This is a genomic window from Flavobacterium sp. Arc3, assembly GCF_041431375.1.
GTDB lineage: Bacteria > Bacteroidota > Bacteroidia > Flavobacteriales > Flavobacteriaceae > Flavobacterium.
In genome coordinates this window covers 14850-34458 of record NZ_JASMRI010000036.1, presented here as the reverse complement: position 1 = coordinate 34458, position 19609 = coordinate 14850, and the positions used below count along the sequence as shown (strand labels likewise).

The following is a 19609-nucleotide window of genomic DNA, read 5'->3' as shown; positions in this document are numbered from 1 at the left end:
GGAATTCTTTCTTTTTAGGCTAACTAATATTTATGCCTAATTTTTATCGCTCCACAGGTTTTCGACTTGATCCATAATACCCAACTTTTGCGCTTGATCCGATTTTTGCACTAATTTTAAAAAAATAAGCAAAAAAAAAGCCCCTTATAAAGGAGCTTTTTATAATATATATAAAATGTAATAATTACAATTTAGCAACATGTTTCGTTAATTTAGATTTTAAATTAGACGCTTTGTTATCATGAATGATATTCTTTTTAGCCAATTTATCAATCATAGAAATAACATTTGACAACTTAGATGTAGCATCTACCTTATCAGTTGCTATTCTTAACGCTTTAATTGCATTACGAGTAGTTTTATGTTGGTATCTGTTTAATACTCTTCTCTTTTCGTTACTTCTGATTCTCTTTAGAGCTGACTTATGATTTGCCATTTTATTATTTTTTTTCTTTTACTATTCTATTTTTTTGTAGTCCGTAAGGGAATCGAACCCCTGTTACCAAGACGAAATCTTGGCGTCCTAACCCCTAGACGAACGGACCATTATCCTCCTAAGTTTTTTTTTCAATCTAAATTGAAATTGTAGTCCGTGGGGGAATCGAACCCCCCTTTCCTGGATGAAAACCAGAGATCCTAACCGATAGATGAACGGACCATTTCCTTTTAAAGTTCAGGAATACTTTTAGCAAAACAAAAATTGTAGTCCGTGGGGGAGTCGAACCCCCCTTTCCTGGATGAAAACCAGAGATCCTAACCGATAGATGAACGGACCGTGCTTCTGTATTGCGGATGCAAAAATACAACTATTTTTAAGACGTGCAATAGCAGATGCAAAAAAAATTGCTTTTTTTTAATAAGCCTTCGCAAAAAGGACTCTTCTAACAGAAGAATTACCAGTGAGAATACAGCTTCCCGCCTCTTCTACACCATCCAAAGGAATACATCTAATAGTAGCTTTCGTCAGATCCTTAATTTTTTCCTCAGTTACTGCTGTCCCATCCCAATGTGCTGATACAAAACCACCTTTATCATTTAAAACTGATTTAAACTCTTCAAAACTGTTAACTTCCGTTATATGCGTATCTCTATAATTTAATGCCTTATTAAACAAATCTGCTTGAATTTCTTCTAACAAATCTCTGATATAAGTCGAAATACCATCTTTAGACTGCACTTCTTTTGTCAACGTATCTCTTCGAGCAACTTCAAAAGTTCCGTTTTCCAAATCTTTTGGTCCAACCGCAATTCGAACGGGCACCCCTTTCAATTCCCATTCAGCAAATTTAAATCCCGGTTTTTGAGTTGTTCTATCATCATACTTCACCGAAACATGTAGTTTTTTCAACTCTGCCATTAACACATTTACTTCAGCAGTAATTTCTGCCAACTGCTCATCTGTTTTATGTATTGGCACAATCACAACTTGTATAGGTGCTAAATTAGGTGGTAAAACCAATCCTTTATCATCTGAATGCGTCATCACTAACGCTCCCATCAATCGCGTTGAGACTCCCCAAGACGTTCCCCATACATACTCTTGCTTCCCTTCGGCATTTGCAAACTTAACATCAAAGGCTTTTGCAAAATTCTGACCTAAGAAATGTGAAGTACCTGCCTGCAATGCTTTTCCGTCTTGCATTAATGCTTCAATACAATACGTCTCTTCTGCTCCAGCAAATCGTTCTGTCTCCGTTTTAATTCCTTTTACAACTGGAATAGCCATGAAATTCTCAGCAAACTCAGCATAAACATTCATCATCTTCTCCGATTCTTCAATAGCTTCACTTCTTGTAGCATGCGCCGTATGACCTTCTTGCCACAAAAACTCGGCTGTTCTAAGGAACAGTCGTGTTCTCATCTCCCATCGAACCACATTTGCCCACTGATTAATCAACAAAGGTAAATCCCTATAGGATTGTACCCACCCTTTATAAGTAGACCAAATAATAGCTTCACTGGTTGGACGAACAATAAGCTCTTCTTCTAATTTCGCATTAGGATCTACCATTAGCTTACCCGGCTTGTCTGGATCATTTTTTAATCTGTAATGTGTCACGATCGCACACTCTTTTGCAAATCCTTCCGCATTCTTCTCTTCTGCCTCAAACATGCTTTTAGGAACAAATAAAGGAAAATAGGCGTTTTGATGGCCTGTCTCTTTAAACATTCGATCCAACTCTGCTTGCATTTTTTCCCAAATGGCATATCCGTATGGCTTGATTACCATGCAGCCTCTAACTCCTGAATTCTCAGCTAAATCAGCTTTGACAACCAGTTCGTTATACCATTTTGAATAATCTTCTGATCTTGTAGTAAGGTTCTTACTCATATTGAATAGTTTGGCACAAATTTTGCGTTATTTTATTTAACTAAATAGTTCCACAAAACTAACTATTTTTGCATTGTGCAACAATAAAAAACTATACAGATATGAAAACTAATATTTATCCACCCAAATCTCTTCTTCTCTCCATCTCAATTTTCATTAGTCTCTTGGTGGTTTCGTGTGGTTCTTATCAGAATAGTTCGTACTACGAAAGTGACGGAATATACGCAAACAATGAGGTTCGAAATGTAGAAAGACCATCAAACGCAAATTCAAACAACCATTATCAGGATTATTTTTCTTCACTTCAAGACGACAATCAATCTACAGAAATTTTCACTGACATAGATAACTATAACAATAGTTACAACGACTCGGATCAAGTAAATGACGATTATTACGCAGGTTGGGGAAATAACGCAACTGAAACTTCTATAAATTTAAACTCTTATAATTCTGGCTTTTCATTTGGTTTAGGATATGGCTATTCTTCTTACGGATGGGGCTACCCTAATTACGGATGGAATTATCCATATTATGGTTATTCTAATTATGGATGGAACTACCCATACAATGGATGGGGATATTCTAATTACTACGGATGGAACTCTCCTTTTTACAATTACGGCTACTCTAATTATGGTTACGGAAATTATTCTGGAAATTATTACAACAGCCGAAATTACTCTAACAATCCAAGTAGAAGAGGTTCCTCTTACTCAAATTCTGCAAACACAAACAGAAGCTATAATTCAACTTCAAGAACTTACTCACAAGACAGAAGCAGCACGAATAGAAGTTCTAATAATATAGACTTTAGAAGAAACTCAAATACAAATAGAACAAACGGCGCTTTTAACAGAAGTAGTACAAACCAAAAAAACTCTTATAGCACTCCTACTAGAAGCAGAACCAATACAAATAGTTCTAGAAGAGAAAGTACTACTCCAACCAGAACATACACACCTACATCTAATACTTCCAGAAATGAAAGCTACTCTCCTAGCAGATCAAGTTCTTCAAGTTCTAGTAGCGGCAGATCATCTGGAGGAAGCTCAAGACGAGGTGGACGTTAAGAGAAAATGACCCTCAGTATTTTATATTAAAAACTTTATTTATAAAAAAAAATGAAAAAATATTTATTTGTATTACTCGCAGGTTTTTCTTTTAGTGCTGCTCAATCTCAAGAGGTTAGTGATGCATTGCGCTACTCTCAAGACAACCTAAACGGAACAGCTCGTTTCAGAGCTATGGGAGGAGCATTTGGAGCTCTTGGCGGAGACTTATCTTCTTTGAATGTTAATCCGGCGGGATCGGCAGTTTTCATAAATAACGAAGTCACTGTTACCTTAAGTAACAATGACATTAAAAATAACTCCAATTATTTTGGGACGACGACGACTGAAAATAAAAACTCCTTTGACTTGAATCAAGCTGGAGGCGTATTTGTTTTTAATAATCAAAATCCAAATAGCAACTGGAGAAAGTTCTCTGTGGGTGTGAATTATGAAAATACAAACAATTTCAATAATTCTATTTTCTCGGCAGGAACCAATCCAAACAATTCTGTCGACGGTTATTTTTTAAACTATGCGAATGGTGTTCCACTAAGTACTCTTGAAGATTCAAGCTATGGCAGTTTAAATAATGGCGCACAACAAGCATTTCTAGCCTACAATGCCTATATAATTGATCCAGCAAGCAACGATCCAAATAATATCGCCTATAATTCAAATGTACCAGGAGGCGGAAACTACTACCAAGAAAACAGTATTAATACTGAGGGCTACAACGGAAAACTTTCTTTTAATGCTGCAACCTCTTATAAAGACAAACTATATATAGGTATAAACTTGAATTCACACTTTACTGATTTTAGAAAATACAGTAGCTTTTACGAAGACAATAGCGCCCCTTTAACTTCAGACTATACCGTTTCTAAATTGCGTTTTGATAACGAATTATATACTTACGGAACAGGATTTTCTTTTCAACTGGGTGCAATTGCCAAAGTTACTAAAGAAATACGTCTAGGTTTAGCATATGAATCTTCGACATGGTACCACTTGAGTGATGAATTATCGCAGAAACTAGTTTCTGTAAGCAGCAGCTCAACAGGAGACGACATAAATGATGTTTCTGATCCAAGAATTACTAATGTTTATGCGCCATATAAATTACAGACTCCAAGCAAACTTACAGGAAGTTTTGCCTATGTTTTTGGAACAACAGGATTAATAAGTATTGATTATGCTATAAAAGATTACAGTAAAACGAAATTCAAACCTGAAAGCGATTCGTATTACAATGGTTTGAACAACTACATGAGTAACACATTGGACAATACAGGAGAATTAAGAATAGGTGCTGAGTATAAAATTGAAAAATTGAGTTTAAGAGCGGGATACCGTTTTGAGCAAAGTCCTTATAAAAACAAAACAACAGTAGATGACTTGACTGGATACTCTGGAGGTTTAGGTTATAATTTTGGTTCGACCAAATTAGATTTATCCTATGCTTACGCCAAAAGAGATTCGCAACAAGGATTCTTTGCACAAGGTTTTACTGATGGAGCCACAATCAATACCATTACAAATAACGTAGCACTAACATTATTATTTGAATTGTAATTCGAAGTACCAAAAAAATTATTAAACCGTCTTGTTCCTATTTTAGCAAGACGGTTTTTTTAGCCCTGATAGAAGCGGCATCCCACGCATTTTTTTTGCGTGGATATAGCGTATAGCAGGAATAGCTCCATAAATAAACACTAAAAGAAAGTCAAACAAAGTTCTGTTTCAATAAAAAAACCGTAATTTTGCACTCCAATTTACAAATCTATGAGAACCAAGTCATTAAAAAAGAATAAAATCAACGTGATCACTCTAGGGTGCTCTAAAAACATATACGACAGTGAAGTGCTGATGGGTCAACTACGTGCAAACGGAAAGGACGTTGTGCATGAAGCTCCAGTTGCCGAAGAAGGAAACATTATCGTTATTAATACCTGTGGATTTATTGACAATGCAAAGGCAGAATCAGTAAACATGATTTTAGAATATGCAGACAAAAAAGAAAAAGGTTTAGTAGACAAGGTTTTTGTGACCGGATGTTTATCAGAGCGCTACAGACCAGATTTAGAAAAAGAAATACCTAATGTTGATCAATATTTTGGGACAACTGAATTGCCTGCTTTATTAAAAGCTTTAGGTGCTGATTATAAACATGAGCTTTTAGGAGAACGTTTAACGACTACCCCAAAAAATTATGCTTATTTAAAAATTGCCGAAGGTTGCGATAGACCTTGTAGTTTTTGTGCTATTCCAATTATGCGAGGGAAACACGTATCTCAAACTATTGAGAAACTAGTCAAAGAAGCCGAAGGATTAGCAAGAGATGGAGTAAAAGAATTAATCTTAATTGCACAAGACTTAACTTACTATGGTCTTGATATTTACAAAAAACGTAATCTTGGTGAATTGCTGGAAGCCTTAGTAAAAGTAGAAGGAATCGAATGGATTCGTTTACACTATGCCTTCCCTACTGGTTTCCCGATGGATGTTTTGGAAATCATGAAACGCGAGCCTAAGATTTGTAATTATATTGACATTCCTTTGCAACATATTTCAGATTCTATCTTGAAATCAATGCGCCGAGGAACAACTCAAGAAAAAACAACGAAATTATTAAAAGATTTCCGTGCGGCAGTTCCAGAAATGGCGATTCGTACGACTTTAATCGTAGGATACCCTGGAGAGACTCAAGAAGATTTTAATATTCTAAAAGACTGGGTTCAGGAAATGAAATTTGACAGAATGGGTTGTTTTGCCTATTCTCATGAAGAGAATACTCATGCTTACTTATTAGAAGATGATGTTCCTGCTGATGTCAAACAAGACCGTGCCAATGAAATAATGGAATTGCAATCTCAAATTTCATGGGATTTAAATCAATTAAAACTAGGTAAAACATTCAAGTGTATAATCGACAGAAAAGAAGGTGCTCATTTTGTAGGAAGAACAGAATTTGACAGTCCGGATGTAGATAACGAAGTATTAATTGACGCCTCAAAACATTACTTAAAAACAGGAGACTTTGCAATGATAAAAATCATTGAAGCCACTGAATTTGATTTGTACGGAGAACCTGCATAAAATCCCCAATTATCAACTAACACTAATTGACAACCAAATTTTAAAAAATAACTATGAAAACAATTCAAATCTTATTCGTTTTGGCACTTATGTTATTATCCATAGATACTGTTTCGGCACAATACGGAAACAATGGTTATGGGAATAACGGTTACGGGAACAATAGCGGAGGCTATGGTGGAAATGGTAGAATGAGCCAAATACCCCAGGCCTCAAGCCAAGAAAAGCCAAAAGAAATCCCTGTCGAAGTTACTGTGGGGAAGATAATGGAAAAAATAAAAACCGAACTTAATCTTGATGCATTACAAGAAATTGCTATCTCAAATGTTTTGAAAGAAAGTCTCAGATCTCAGGGTATTCTAATAAAAGCGGAGACTCCTCAAGAACAAAAAATAGAAGAAATCAAAGCCCTTTCTGAAACGACAGACCGAAAAATTAATGAGTTTTTAAATGAGGATCAAAAAGCAAAATACAAAGCATTGAACGAAGAAAATTTAAGCAAAAAAAAATCAAGAAGAAATAGATAATTATTCTTAAAATAAAATGACCTTTTATCCCTTTATAGTATGCAAAAATATTTTTACTCGCTAATCGTTGCTGTCGTTATTGCTTCTTGCTCTACTAATCCTTACAAGGCAAGTGAAAAAGAATATGATACTAAACTAAAAACTTTTAAAGAAACAATTTCAAGTAAAGAGCCTGAGCCATTACCAGTTGTTTCAAAAACGATAATAAGTATCGATAATGTATACACAAAACAATTGTATACCTTTAAGGATACTATATCTAAGATGGGATCTACTGCTTTAGACAATGGCATCCACACGGAATGGATTGGTACCGTAAATTTTAATTTACGAAAACCTAATTACATTATTATTCACCATACAGCACAAGATTCACTTCAACAAACAATAAAAACATTTACCGTAACCAGAACCCAGGTAAGTGCACATTATGTGATTGCTGATGATGGTAGCGTAGTACAAATGTTAAATGACTACCTGCGTGCCTGGCATGCTGGAAGCGGTTCATGGGGTAAAGACACTGACATTAACTCATCCTCTATAGGTATCGAACTTGACAATAATGGATTTGAGCCATTTTCTGAGGCACAAATCACCAGCTTAATGGCACTTTTGAGCAAATTAAAAAAAGAGTATAATATTCCAACTCAAAATATAATAGGCCATTCAGATATTGCTCCTAGTCGTAAAAATGATCCAAGCGCTCGATTTCCTTGGAATACACTAGCCGAAAACGGATTTGGTGTATGGAAAAACGATATCTTAGAACCAGCTCCTCTCGATTTCAATCCGGAGTTAGCACTTCGAATCATAGGATATAGCACTACAAACCTTCCCGCTGCTATAAAAGCATTTAAGTTGCATTTTATGCAAACTGAAATTGATTCAGTTTTAAATGAGAATACTATAAATACAATTTACTCGATTTATAAGAAACAGTAAAAAATACATTAAAACACATCTTAAAAACAGTTCTTTGGCTTGTCAAAGAACTGTTTTTTTTTTATAACCTAAATCTAAATTATCGTTATTACTTTTGCGTTATTATACCAAGGACATCTTCACTAAAAACACTGAGACTTGTTTTGCTCAAGAATAGAATTTAAGAAATACCACTACCTTTTATCATTTGATGTTCATACCGTTCACTCCTCATCGCACTCCTACTATTTTCATCTCCAGATACACTGCCTAGAAATTTAAAACTGGCAGCTAAAATAAAGCGATTGAAGTTCTAATGATTTTATTTGCTTTTCTCCAAAGTCCCCAATTTCTAACTTACTAAAATTGCATAGATATTCTTCCTTCGACCTTATTCTATATGCTTATACACAAGGTCTAAAATAACACAACAACACCTCCAGAAATCCAAACACATGTTATTCCCAATATTATCAACAAAATTAACAGAACTCATTTTTAGACATTTTCTTTACAATCCTTTATATCTCATCTCGCTGACGAAACAAGATGACCGTTAAGCTCCTAATGGTATCTAAATTGTTTCTCCCAAATGAATTACTACTTTAAGGCTATATAATTTCCTCATTCCAAAAACATCTCATCAATTAATATGCTTTAAACCTCTATCTAAAAAAACTGCCAACATACTTATTAGAGTATCTTGGCAGTAAAAAAAAAAAAAAATATGAATTTAGAATCCGTAAACCATTGCTAAAGCAAATTGAGATGCAGATTTTGTAGGGTCACCACTAGATTTTTGAAAGATCTCTTCAGAACCACTATCTAATCTAAACTCCGGGATAAAAGTCAAACCACCCGCTTTTAAATTAGCTGAAAATGTTAACGCAGTTACTGAATCATCACCAGAACCTTCTTTATATTTAAAATACTCACCACGTAAACCTAAACTAAATTTATCGCTTACATCTACTGCAGGGTATAACGCTATTCCTGTATAACCTACTTCACCATCATTTGAAAAATCAGCAGCGTTTAAACCCAATTTGAATTTCTCAGAAATTTGGAAAGAAGCTGTTAAGTCAACTATAGTACCACTAACAGAACCATCCATAAAGTTAAGGTAAGCGCTTACTCCCTCAGTTGGAGCAAAAGATAACTGAGCTCCAAATGCATTTAAACCTTTAATTGGATCTGCTTTGTACATATTCCAAGTATCATTAAAAGCTCCTACCATCAAACCTACTTTGTCAGAAATCGCATAATTCACTTTAACACCAGCATTTTGAAATGGTCCATTTGTAAATAAATATGAAGTTGAGTAGTGAAAGTTCGCTACTGGAGATATTACTTCATATCCGATAAATGTACCCATAAAACCAGCTGTAAAGCTCAATTTATCAGTAGCAGCATAAGAAACATATAAATTTTGAATGTGGAATGAGTTTTCATCAGCTCCATCCCCATTTAATATTGACTGATATTGACCTCTTGGACCAAAAGAAACTTCACCAACGAACGATGCTTTACCTGTTGTCTTTTTCAAAGTAACATCAAGCATCCCTAAAGAAACTGAATTTTGATCCGTTGCAAAACTAGTTCCTATATTTTCTTTCTTAGCGAAATCATATTTATAGTAAACATCTCCAGAACCCGAGATTTCTAGTGGAGTATCCTGTGCGAATGCCATGTTTCCTGTCAGCACTAAAGCTAAAATTACAATTACTTTTTTCATCATCATTTTGTTTTGGTTAGTTATTATTTTGGTTAGTTATTAGTGTAATAATGGTTGTTTTTAACTTTTCCTTGGGACGAATTTATTAACTTTTATTCTACTTAAATAAATAAATTATGAATTTTTGATTTGATTTCGAAAGAATTATTGATTACAAAAAATCACTTCAAAAAAACAAGAAATACATATTTTAGGCGATAGAAAAATAGTATATCCATAATCCATTTTTAATCAATTACCCCTATATCATACTAACAATCACGACAAAAAATCTATTTTAATGCCTGAAAATTAATTTAAAAACAATAACAACCACATATACCCCCATTTAAATAAGAGGTAGTTAAAAATAAGTGTATTTTTAACTAAACACGAAAAAAAAAATCAATTCTATAAAAACAAACCCACTAAATCCTAATGAATATTTTATCTAAATTATAAAATCAAAGAAAAAATCAAACCTATTGTATTGTAGAAATCTCGACGAAATTGTCTTAACACAATACCATAAAAACACTTGTGAAAACCATCTACTTAAACTACTTTCGCAAGCCAGTCTAACCTTTTATACATAAAATTTTTGAGGTGCTTTCTTCAATTAGACTTAGATATTGGAATCCGATTCAGATCAAAAAATATAAATCGATTTTAAATATTACACCACCACTATAAAGTATTTCAAAAAAAAAAGCTGTCCTTGGTTGTGCTACAATCTGCAAAATCTATTTTTTGACTATAACTTTTACAACTCTGAACAAAGCCGTAGTTTTTTTTCACATTGTAAAAAAGGCTATGCACAAAAAAAGCGATTGTTGAATAGATTTTACCCTATTCAACAATCGCTTGTCTTATAAACAGCAATACCTCTGCGGTAGCTTATTTAAAATTTACTAGAAACAACGTACGAGAATGTAGATCAGTTTTGATTTCTCCAACTCTATAAATTAAAAATATTATATAGAATAATCCTATTTCCGTAATTAATATACAATTGCTTTCTATTACCTTGGTGTTTCCTGGTTATTATAGAAACAGTACAATCGTCACCATTATTATCCTTACAGGTAAAGGAGTAAACCACATCCGTATCATTTTCCTGAGTTGGCTGATACTCTACGATTTCAAACAACTGAATAATTTCAGAGTAAATAACAATTCTACTTTTATCTGTATCCAGTGAAACTACAACATTTACTAGTTTTAAGTCAGACCATTTTCCCCATTTTCCTCTTTCGTTTTTTTCCAAAACGCTAACTCCTGAAGTTTTAAATTTATAATTCTGGCTGTAGGTCTGCTGTAATCCTACACCCAAGAATAGCAACACTATATATAATTTAATTTGCTTCATGATTTAAACAATTAAAAATCAAGATTAATTACTTCCTTTCTTGCCATATTATAGTCTGTCATCATTTCTAAAACGATTCCTTCTGCCGACTTTACTTCGTGGATCAAACCTGCTATTTGACCAATCTCCAACTCGCCTTCAATTAAATCTCCTTCAAACATCCCACGCTTTGCCCTAGCTCTACCTAATAAAGTTATTAATTCGTCCTTTGTTGGACATAGCTCATATAAATTTTGAACGTCCTGAAAGAATTTATTTTTTATTAAGCGAACAGGAGCCAGCTCTTTTAAGGTTAGTTGAGTACCTCCTTCTTTAGTATCTACAATCGTTTTCTTAAAATCATCATGAGCTGATGACTCCATCGATGCTGCAAACCTACTGCCCACCTGAACGCCATCTGCTCCCAATATCATTGCAGCAAGCATACCTCGCCCGGTTGCAATACCTCCTGCCGCAATAACAGGAATTTTTATTTGCTCTTTTACCATCGGAATTAGCGCAAAAGTAGTCGTTTCATCTCTTCCATTATGACCACCCGCCTCAAACCCTTCGGCGACTATAGCATCAACTCCAGCATTTTGAGCTTTTAATGCAAACACAGTACTACTGACAACATGAACTACGGTTATACCATTTTCTTTTAAATATGGAGTCCATGTTTTTGGATTTCCAGCCGAAGTAAAAACAATTTTCACACCTTCTTCGACAATAATTTTCATGATTTCTTCAATGTTGGGATACAACATAGGAACATTCACACCAAAAGGCTTAGATGTTTCTTTTTTACATTTCTGAATGTGCTCACGTAATACTTCTGGATACATCGATCCCGCACCTATCAGCCCTAATCCCCCAGCATTGCTTACTGCACTGGCTAATTTATGTCCGCTTACCCATATCATTCCTGCTTGGATAATTGGATATTTGATATTAAAAAGTTCTGTAATTTGATTCATCTAGTAGCTAGGTTATTATTTTTTTATTATTTTTCCGATTTTCGAAAAAGCCTCTGATTCAATTTTATAGATATAAATTCCGTTGCTTAGTGATTTCAGTGAAAAAGTATCAATTGAACTACTTACCTGACGCTCCAAAACTTTTTGACCTAAGATAGTGTAAAAACCAACAGTTCCTTTATTAAAGCTTTCTGGAAATTCAACCGAAATAAAATCAGAAGTTGGATTTGGATAAGCTACAAAATAATTTTTAGCAAAATCATTTACCGAAAGTGTTAACGGTAAGGTCGAACTAAAATCTGGAATACCATAACCATATTGCGCCGTAGGTTCAGTATATCTGTCAGCCGATTTAATAATTAAAGCTATGATTTCTTTATTTGTTTTCAACGGGTATGCCTGCCAAAATGAAGCGACCATACCCGCCATAATAGGTCCTGAAAAAGAGGTTCCATTTGCTGTAACGATATCGCCAAATTCATTTGACAAAACAGCCGATACGCCTTGTGCCATTACGTCTGGTTTTATTCTTCCATCATAAGATGGTCCAATCGAACTAAAAGAAGCTCTTGTTTTTGCTGAATTAACTGCGCCAATTGCAAGTACGGATACGGCATCAGCTGGTGCTCCTATATGAGGATTAGAAGTACCACCTTCATTACCTGCAGATGCAACAACAATCATCCCTTTACTAAAAGCGATTTCAGCACCTCTAGATATAAAAGCTGTAGTTCCATTCATATCATTGTAAGTGTGATTATAAGCAGAGTTGTCAAATTCAAAGTATCCCAAAGAAGTATTAATAACATCTACTCCTAAGCTATCTGCTTTTTCAGCTGCCTCAACCCAAAGTGATTCCTCAACTGGATTTTCAGTTCTAACATCTTCTGTAATAAATAAGTAGTACGATGCATCTGGAGCAGTTCCTACCAATTTATTTTCTGTATAGCCTCCCATAGTCGAAAGAACTGATGTACCATGAGAATCTGAAGTATACACATCTGAATCGCTCAATACAAAATTATAACCACCCAAAATTTGATTGTTATCTCTTAGTCTTTGAAAAGGCTGAGTAGTATTTACTCCTAAAAAACCCGCATCTAGAATAGCGATTATTTTTCCTGTACCTGTGTAATTTTGTTTATGTAGCACATCACCGTGAAGCATCTTAATTTGGTTATCAGATGAACCGTAAGAATAATCAATTTTAGTCTTTCTTGTCTTACTTTGTTCTTTTTGCTTAAATACCTTAGCTGTTTTCCCTGCTTGATTCAATGTTTTGTTAGCAAAATCCACTTTATCTACAAAATCGAATCCTTTTAACGAATTTATCAAGGCTTGGGTTCCTCGAACATGAATCGCATTCATCCATTTTGATTTTGCCATAACAGTAATCCCCGCTACCGCCTTCATCTGATTTATGAAAGTGGCATCAATAGGGACATCTTTTAGATCAATTGCTATATTTTGATTTGTTCTTCGATCTAAAGATCTTTGAGACAACATCTTTAAAGGCGAGTCAAAGTACGACTGCTGATTTGATTTCGCATTAAAATAAACCCATGCATCTTCCTGAGAAAAAGCTATTGTACTTAGGGATAACAATAAGAATAGAAAAAACTTTTTCATGGTCAACTTTTACATTCGACAAAACGATACTTTCCAATAATCAACTCATAAAACAAATGAACGAATAAAGTGAAAAGGTATATTGTAATTTATTTTAATAATAAAATACTAATCTAAGAAATTACTCCCGAACCAACTAATTCATCTTCTATATACCAAGCAACAAACTGCCCTTCTGTGATAGCCGATTGCGGCTCGCGGAAAGAAACATACATTCCGTTTTCAAACTGATGTAAAGTAGCTGCTTGTAACGGTTGCCTGTAGCGTATTCTTGCCATAACTTCCATTTCTTCACCATTTTCCAAAGTCATATCTGTACGTACCCAGTGCACTTCAGATTTTTCTATAAATAAGCCCTTTCTAAACAGTCCTGGATGTTGACTACTCAAACCTGTATAAATCGTATTAGTCTCTACATTAGTGGCAATAATGAACAATGGATCTTTATTCCCTCCCACATTGAGTCCTTTTCGTTGACCAATAGTGAAATAATGAGCTCCTTGATGTTTTCCTACTACCTTCCCCATATCAGGAGTGTATACTATTTTATTCGAAGCCAATGCTAACTCTTCCTCTGGAGACAATCCTTCTTGCTCTTTTTTGGCATATACAGCATCTTCTTTATCAATTTGAACAATTGATCCTTCTTTTGGCTGCAATTTTTGTTGCAAAAATTCAGGTAAACGAACTTTGCCTATAAAGCACAAACCTTGAGAATCTTTCTTCTCGGCAGTTACCAATTCCATTTCAGCAGCAATTTCACGTACTTCAGGTTTGGTTAATTCACCTATTGGAAACAAAGATTTTGACAATTGCTCTTGTGATAATTGACAAAGAAAATAGGATTGATCTTTATTATTATCAGCACCAGCAAGTAATTGGTACACCGTTTCACCATTGACTTCGATTTCACTTTTTTTACAATAATGACCTGTAGCTACATAATCAGCTCCCAAGCTTAAAGCTATTTTCATAAAAACGTCAAATTTTATTTCGCGGTTACAAAGTACGTCAGGGTTTGGAGTACGTCCCTTCTCATATTCATTGAACATGTAATCCACGATTTTCTCCTTATACTCTTCACTTAAATCAACAGTTTGAAAAGGAATCCCTAGTTTTTCAGCAACTAGCAATGCATCATTACTGTCTTCTAACCAAGGACAATCATTAGATATGGTAACAGAATCATCATGCCAATTTTTCATAAAAAGACCTATCACTTCATATCCTTGTTGCTGCAACAAATACGCAGCAACACTTGAATCTACACCTCCAGAAAGTCCTACTACAACTCGCTTCATTTTATACTCTTTATTAATTTTTACAAGACTGCAAAGTTACAACGTTTTTATTACAACAACTGTTGAAGGATACACTTAATTACCCTTGGATTTATATGCATTTCCCGGAGTGCTCATGTTCGTTTCTTTTACTAATTTTCCATTTGTAAAAAACTGCCAAATACCCGCTTTTTTCCCATTTAAAAATTTACCCTTAGAAACTACATTACCTTGAGGATCTTTAAAAATAGCTAGTCCATTGTATTCATTGTTCTTATAAATTGATTCTTCGAGTACCATTCCATTCTCTGAAAAACTTTTGTACAAACCGTCTTTTACATTATTTTTATAATTGATTTCTTCCGCAATTTTACCGCTTGGATAGTACACGGATCGTAAACCTTCTAACTTCCCATTCATGTAATTCTCGAGAGTCATAACCGTTTTTGCCGCCAAATGAAAGTACCTCCATTCTCCAACAAACAATTTATTAATTACCTTACCTTCACTTACCTTATTCTTTGCTTGGTCATAAAATATAGTGTAGGCTGAATTATCTGCAGCATTAAACTCTCGTGTGGCAATTATCGATTTAGCTTTCGTATCATCAAAAAAATTAAATACTCCCACTTCTTTTCCATGTTCGAAAGTACCCTCGTATTTTGGCCTTTTAGATTCTTCGTAAAATCCCTTCCAAACTCCATTTTTTTTTCCTTTTTCATCAACCTTATTATAATCTGACTGAGCGATTATACTATGACTCGATAAAATTAAAAATAAAAGGAAACAAAATTTATAATCTTTCATTGTATTGTATAATTTAAGGCTATTACTATGAAACAAAATTACTGCTTTTATATGTAAACGTTTTTACTATTTATTTTATTATTTCTTAATCCTTATTAAAACCCCTAAATAACATTTGAACAAATCCAACTACTCATCAAGCTGTTTTCATACCACCAATTCTCATTTATATTATCGAATGACATATGCCTAAAAAAGAAAACTTCGATGACTCCATAAGAACTCCTACTAAAACAGCTTTCACATTTGTTTAACATTTGAGAAATAAAAAAAACAAGCCAATTCCACATTAAAACATATATAGTTGATTATAAGAGTACTAATAAGTTTTCAATGCTACTCTATTAAAGATAAACGTTTTAAAAAAAAAGCATAAATTTTTGTTTTGTTTATCATTTTTACATAAAAATTAAACAAAAATGTAAAAACTATACTTAATTTAGTAAAAACATTTAAACATAAAAATCATGAAAACTTTATTGAAAACGAAAATTTTTACTTTGATTGTCCTTCTTTCCATCTTTGCAACCTCCTGTAGTGATGATGACCCTAACACTCCTCCTGAAGACAAAACAATCACAGGAATCGCATCAAAAACAGCTGACTTAAGTATTTTGGTACAAGCATTGACAAAAGCCGAGCTGGCAGTTACTTTACAAGGAAGCGGACCGTTTACTGTATTCGCACCGACCAATGCTGCATTTACAGCTTTTCTTTCATCTGCCGGATACGCCTCCATAAATGATGTTCCAAAAGCTGCTTTAACACAAATTTTATTAAATCATGTTGTTAGTGGTGCTGTAAAATCCACAGATTTAACAACTACTTATATCAAAACTTTAGCCAAAGGAACCGCTTCGACTACAAACTCCTTAAGTATGTTTGTAAACACAGCTGGAGGAAAGGTAATGCTTAATGGTGTTGCAACAGTTATAACTGCTGATATCATGGCTTCTAATGGTGTTGTACATGTAGTCGATAAAGTTATAGGTTTGCCAACTATTGTAACTCATGCTATTGCCAATCCTAATTTCACTTCCTTAGTTGGTGCTTTAACGGGAGCAGGTCAACCTGATTTTGTAACCATTTTATCAGGAACAGGGCCGTTTACGGTATTCGCTCCTACTAACGCAGCTTTTACAGCTTTAAATACAGAATTAGCCCCTGGAGGAATTGCAAGCGTTTCTGCTGCAAATTTGACGAAAGTGCTACAATACCACGTGGTATCAGGAAATATTCTAGCTGCAAGTTTAACAGAAGGTCAAGTTGTTGCTACGCTTCAAACTCCTCAAACCTTTAAAGTTCTATTGACAGGGGGAGCCAAAATTGAAGATGCAAGAGCCAGAAAATCTACTATCATTGCAACTGATGTACAATGTTCTAATGGAGTCATTCATGCTCTAGACAAAGTGCTTCTACCTACTTTTTAAAAAATGAATTTATTAAAAACAGAAAAGCTCCCATAACTGGGAGCTTTTTTTATGAAGTAGAAACAATTATTTCTTTTAATGCTTTGCTTTTTTGAGTCTCATACTGTTCCATAACTTTTGAAATTTACGTTGAAGTTTTTGCCTTGTTAATTAGACTCTTTTTACTTGCTCTTTTGAATTTGAGCCTGAAGGACATCACTCTCAATTCTACAATTCTACTACGAAGTTAACCCCTACAGCAATCGCATGCGTTTCTAACGACAACTCCACAAAAGCTCTAAGACCATTTGGTATCAGGAAATATTCTCCCATCTAGTTTCACAGAGCGTCAAATCGTCGCTACGTTACAAACTACCCCAAACCTTTAAAATTTTATTGACAAGGCGAACTAAAATTGGAAATAAAAAAACCAGAAAAGCAGAAATCACTGCAACTCATGTACATACTCCAATGGAGTCATTCCTGCTCTAGACAAAGTACCACTACCTACTTTTTAAAAAAAGGAATTTACTAAAAACAAAAAAGCTCCCAATATTGGGAGCTTTTTTTATGATGTAGAAATTACTATTTCTTTTGGTCTTTTGCTTTTTGAGCCTCAGCTTGTTCCATAACTTCTTGAAGTTTACGTTGGAACTTACCTTGTTTCTTAGGCTCTTTTTTCTTGTTCTCTTGAATTTGAGCATGAATCTTATCACTATCAATAATATAATTCTTAATCACAAGCATGATTCCTATTGTAATAGTATTAGAAACAAAATAATACAAACTCAATCCTGAAGCATAGCTATTGAAGAAAAACAACATCATTAATGGCGAAACATAAATCATGATTTTCATCATTTTTGCCATATCTGGCATCCCTTCTTGTGTAGGAGCGGCCATTTGTTGATCTCCAGTCGTCATTTTCATATAAAAGAAAATAGCTATCGAAGCAAGAATAGGAAACAAACTAATATGATTCCCGTATGCTGGAACATGAAACGGCAACTCATAAATGGAGTCAAAAGAAGATAAATCGTCTGCCCAAAGGAATCCTTTTTGTCTCAAGCTTATTGCCGAAGGAAAGAATTGGAATAAAGCATAGAATATCGGGGCCTGCATCAGTCCCGGTATACAACCTGCCATAGGATTCACGCCCGCTTTATTGTAAAGCTTCATTGTTTCCTGTTGTTTCTTCATTGGGTCTTTTTTGAATTTTTCCCCAAGCTCATTAATTTCAGGTCTCAATACTTTCATTTTTGCCTGTGACAAAAATGATTTGTATGTAATAGGGGACATCGCTAGTTTAACTAATACGGTAAACACTATAATAGCCCAACCATGTTGAATAAACGAACTTAAGAAACCAAACATCGGAATAAAGGCATGACGGTTAATCCATCCAAAAATACCCCAACCTAAAGCAACAATATCTTCTAGATTTTTTCCATAACTTTTCAATAAACCGTAATCAGTTGGACCGTAGTACCAATTCATTTTTTGATCAATCTCACCGTTTTTAAACGCTAAAGGAACAACTGCTTTAAATTGTTTTGTAAAAATTGTATCTACTTTATCATCTTTAACTAAATTATTTGAAAATAATTCTGCTTTAGTGAAAGGTACATCTGATACTAAAATAGAACTAAAAAAGTGTTGCTTATAAGCAATATAAGATACATCTTCAACTGTTTCCGTTTTGTCGTTTCCAAGTCCTAAATAATTACTTTTCCCTTCTTCATGTTCGTAATAAAGCTCCGCATAACGATTTTCGTAACCAATACTCTTCTCATTAGTATAGGTTTTCAAGTCCCACTCTAGGTTTAATGGCTTAGATGTATTTAATACTTTACTCAATCCTTGAGACTGAATATTAAAGTCTAACATATAATCATTTGCCTTTAAAACATACTTATATTCTAAATATTCATTTGCACCTGCTTTCAAACGCATACTTAAAATTTGATCCTCACCATTTTTTGTTAAAGTTGGTTCAAAGTATAAATCCTTAGTATTTAAAGTACGGTTGTCACTAGTTAGCAACTGTACATTTAAATTAGCGTTGTTGTCTTTAATCAACTCCACTAATTGTCCAGAACCTTTTTTAAATCTTTCGAATTTTTTTAAAGTAGCTTCAACAATATATCCACCTTTATTAGCAATTTTTAACTTAACTAATTTATTTTCGATAGTAGTAAAACCTTCTTTAGCAGATGGCAATGTAGCCGAATAAGCAAAATTTCCAAGCTTTTTTTCTAATTGTGCTAATTGCGTAGAATCTCCAGTCACAGCAACAGCAGCTGTTGCTTCAGCAACTACTTTATCGTTTAACTCTTTAGTTTTAGTTTCCTTAATCACCATCTCCTTTTGCGCTTTCTCAGCAGCAATTGCCTTAGGGTCTGGTTGATTTTGATACATTATCCAAAGTAATATCCCAAAAATCAATACAAAACCAATTATCGAATTCGGGTCAAATTTCTTCTGTTCCATTATTATAAAATTATTTATGTTTCA

At 34.2% G+C, this 19609-nt stretch carries 15 protein-coding genes and 3 tRNA genes; 6 read left to right on the top strand and 12 right to left on the bottom strand.

Going from position 1 to position 19609, the window contains the following annotated elements:
- Positions 1–184: 184 nt before the first annotated feature.
- The 5 genes from rpsT to proS all read right to left on the bottom strand — a co-directional run bounded on the left by rpsT (position 185) and on the right by proS (position 2332).
- On the bottom strand, positions 185–436 hold the full coding sequence (gene rpsT, locus QO200_RS18310) for a 30S ribosomal protein S20 (RefSeq protein ID WP_073207384.1): 252 nt from the start codon (positions 434–436) through the stop codon (positions 185–187).
- A 37-nt stretch (positions 437–473) separates the two neighbouring features.
- Positions 474–545: transfer RNA gene (locus QO200_RS18305), tRNA-Glu, on the bottom strand.
- 41 nt (positions 546–586) lie between these two features.
- Positions 587–658: transfer RNA gene (locus QO200_RS18300), tRNA-Glu, on the bottom strand.
- Between the two features lie 45 nt (positions 659–703).
- Positions 704–775: transfer RNA gene (locus QO200_RS18295), tRNA-Glu, on the bottom strand.
- A gap of 78 nt (positions 776–853) precedes the next feature.
- Positions 854–2332, bottom strand: coding sequence for a proline--tRNA ligase (gene proS, locus QO200_RS18290; protein WP_371543154.1), 1479 nt, complete (start codon positions 2330–2332; stop codon positions 854–856).
- A 101-nt stretch (positions 2333–2433) separates the two neighbouring features.
- Between proS and QO200_RS18285 the strand changes: the two genes are divergently transcribed.
- From QO200_RS18285 to QO200_RS18265, 5 genes are all read left to right on the top strand, one after another.
- Positions 2434–3405, top strand: coding sequence for a hypothetical protein (locus QO200_RS18285; RefSeq protein WP_371543152.1), 972 nt, complete (start codon positions 2434–2436; stop codon positions 3403–3405).
- Positions 3406–3456: 51 nt separating this feature from the next.
- On the top strand, positions 3457–4959 hold the full coding sequence (locus tag QO200_RS18280; protein ID WP_371543150.1) for an OmpP1/FadL family transporter: 1503 nt from the start codon (positions 3457–3459) through the stop codon (positions 4957–4959).
- A 210-nt stretch (positions 4960–5169) separates the two neighbouring features.
- A complete protein-coding gene (rimO, locus tag QO200_RS18275) occupies positions 5170–6483 on the top strand; it encodes a 30S ribosomal protein S12 methylthiotransferase RimO (RefSeq protein ID WP_371543148.1) in 1314 nt (437 codons plus the stop codon).
- Positions 6484–6536: 53 nt separating this feature from the next.
- Positions 6537–7010, top strand: a complete 474-nt coding sequence (locus tag QO200_RS18270) for a hypothetical protein (RefSeq protein ID WP_371543145.1) — start codon at positions 6537–6539, stop codon at positions 7008–7010.
- Positions 7011–7049: 39 nt separating this feature from the next.
- Positions 7050–7952 carry an N-acetylmuramoyl-L-alanine amidase gene (locus QO200_RS18265; RefSeq protein ID WP_371543143.1) on the top strand — a complete coding sequence of 301 codons (903 nt, stop codon included), beginning with the start codon at positions 7050–7052 and terminating at the stop codon, positions 7950–7952.
- A gap of 712 nt (positions 7953–8664) precedes the next feature.
- Here the strand turns inward: QO200_RS18265 and QO200_RS18260 are convergent.
- The 6 genes from QO200_RS18260 to QO200_RS18235 form a co-directional block, all read right to left on the bottom strand.
- Entirely contained in the window at positions 8665–9666 is a 1002-nt protein-coding gene (locus QO200_RS18260) for an outer membrane beta-barrel protein (RefSeq protein WP_371543140.1), read from the bottom strand.
- Positions 9667–10603: 937 nt separating this feature from the next.
- Complete coding sequence (locus QO200_RS18255) at positions 10604–11014, bottom strand: hypothetical protein (RefSeq protein ID WP_371543137.1); 411 nt, start codon at positions 11012–11014, stop codon at positions 10604–10606.
- Positions 11015–11025: 11 nt separating this feature from the next.
- Positions 11026–11970 (bottom strand): NAD(P)H-dependent flavin oxidoreductase, encoded by a 945-nt coding sequence (locus tag QO200_RS18250; RefSeq protein ID WP_371543135.1) that lies wholly within the window; start codon positions 11968–11970, stop codon positions 11026–11028.
- A gap of 15 nt (positions 11971–11985) precedes the next feature.
- Positions 11986–13599 (bottom strand): S8 family serine peptidase, encoded by a 1614-nt coding sequence (locus QO200_RS18245; protein WP_371543132.1) that lies wholly within the window; start codon positions 13597–13599, stop codon positions 11986–11988.
- 113 nt (positions 13600–13712) lie between these two features.
- A complete protein-coding gene (gene mnmA / locus QO200_RS18240; protein WP_371543129.1) occupies positions 13713–14900 on the bottom strand; it encodes a tRNA 2-thiouridine(34) synthase MnmA in 1188 nt (395 codons plus the stop codon).
- 75 nt (positions 14901–14975) lie between these two features.
- Positions 14976–15686, bottom strand: a complete 711-nt coding sequence (locus tag QO200_RS18235; protein ID WP_371543127.1) for a toxin-antitoxin system YwqK family antitoxin — start codon at positions 15684–15686, stop codon at positions 14976–14978.
- Positions 15687–16153: 467 nt separating this feature from the next.
- On the opposite strand from QO200_RS18235, the gene QO200_RS18230 reads away from it, so the two are divergent.
- Positions 16154–17116 (top strand): fasciclin domain-containing protein, encoded by a 963-nt coding sequence (locus tag QO200_RS18230; protein WP_371543124.1) that lies wholly within the window; start codon positions 16154–16156, stop codon positions 17114–17116.
- Between the two features lie 564 nt (positions 17117–17680).
- Here the strand turns inward: QO200_RS18230 and yidC are convergent.
- Positions 17681–19585 (bottom strand): membrane protein insertase YidC, encoded by a 1905-nt coding sequence (gene yidC, locus QO200_RS18225; protein ID WP_371543122.1) that lies wholly within the window; start codon positions 19583–19585, stop codon positions 17681–17683.
- Positions 19586–19609 lie beyond the last annotated feature (24 nt).

Excerpts from the sequence above, each read along its gene's own strand:
- rpsT (WP_073207384.1), bottom strand. The coding sequence starts at position 436 with ATGGCAAATCATAAGTCAGCTCTAAAGAGAATCAGAAGTAACGAAAAG.
- proS (WP_371543154.1), bottom strand. The coding sequence starts at position 2,332 with ATGAGTAAGAACCTTACTACAAGATCAGAAGATTATTCAAAATGGTAT.
- QO200_RS18285 (WP_371543152.1), top strand. The coding sequence starts at position 2,434 with ATGAAAACTAATATTTATCCACCCAAATCTCTTCTTCTCTCCATCTCA.
- QO200_RS18280 (WP_371543150.1), top strand. The coding sequence starts at position 3,457 with ATGAAAAAATATTTATTTGTATTACTCGCAGGTTTTTCTTTTAGTGCT.
- rimO (WP_371543148.1), top strand. The coding sequence starts at position 5,170 with ATGAGAACCAAGTCATTAAAAAAGAATAAAATCAACGTGATCACTCTA.
- QO200_RS18270 (WP_371543145.1), top strand. The coding sequence starts at position 6,537 with ATGAAAACAATTCAAATCTTATTCGTTTTGGCACTTATGTTATTATCC.
- QO200_RS18265 (WP_371543143.1), top strand. The coding sequence starts at position 7,050 with ATGCAAAAATATTTTTACTCGCTAATCGTTGCTGTCGTTATTGCTTCT.
- QO200_RS18260 (WP_371543140.1), bottom strand. The coding sequence starts at position 9,666 with ATGAAAAAAGTAATTGTAATTTTAGCTTTAGTGCTGACAGGAAACATG.
- QO200_RS18255 (WP_371543137.1), bottom strand. The coding sequence starts at position 11,014 with ATGAAGCAAATTAAATTATATATAGTGTTGCTATTCTTGGGTGTAGGA.
- QO200_RS18250 (WP_371543135.1), bottom strand. The coding sequence starts at position 11,970 with ATGAATCAAATTACAGAACTTTTTAATATCAAATATCCAATTATCCAA.
- QO200_RS18245 (WP_371543132.1), bottom strand. The coding sequence starts at position 13,599 with ATGAAAAAGTTTTTTCTATTCTTATTGTTATCCCTAAGTACAATAGCT.
- mnmA (WP_371543129.1), bottom strand. The coding sequence starts at position 14,900 with ATGAAGCGAGTTGTAGTAGGACTTTCTGGAGGTGTAGATTCAAGTGTT.
- QO200_RS18235 (WP_371543127.1), bottom strand. The coding sequence starts at position 15,686 with ATGAAAGATTATAAATTTTGTTTCCTTTTATTTTTAATTTTATCGAGT.
- QO200_RS18230 (WP_371543124.1), top strand. The coding sequence starts at position 16,154 with ATGAAAACTTTATTGAAAACGAAAATTTTTACTTTGATTGTCCTTCTT.
- yidC (WP_371543122.1), bottom strand. The coding sequence starts at position 19,585 with ATGGAACAGAAGAAATTTGACCCGAATTCGATAATTGGTTTTGTATTG.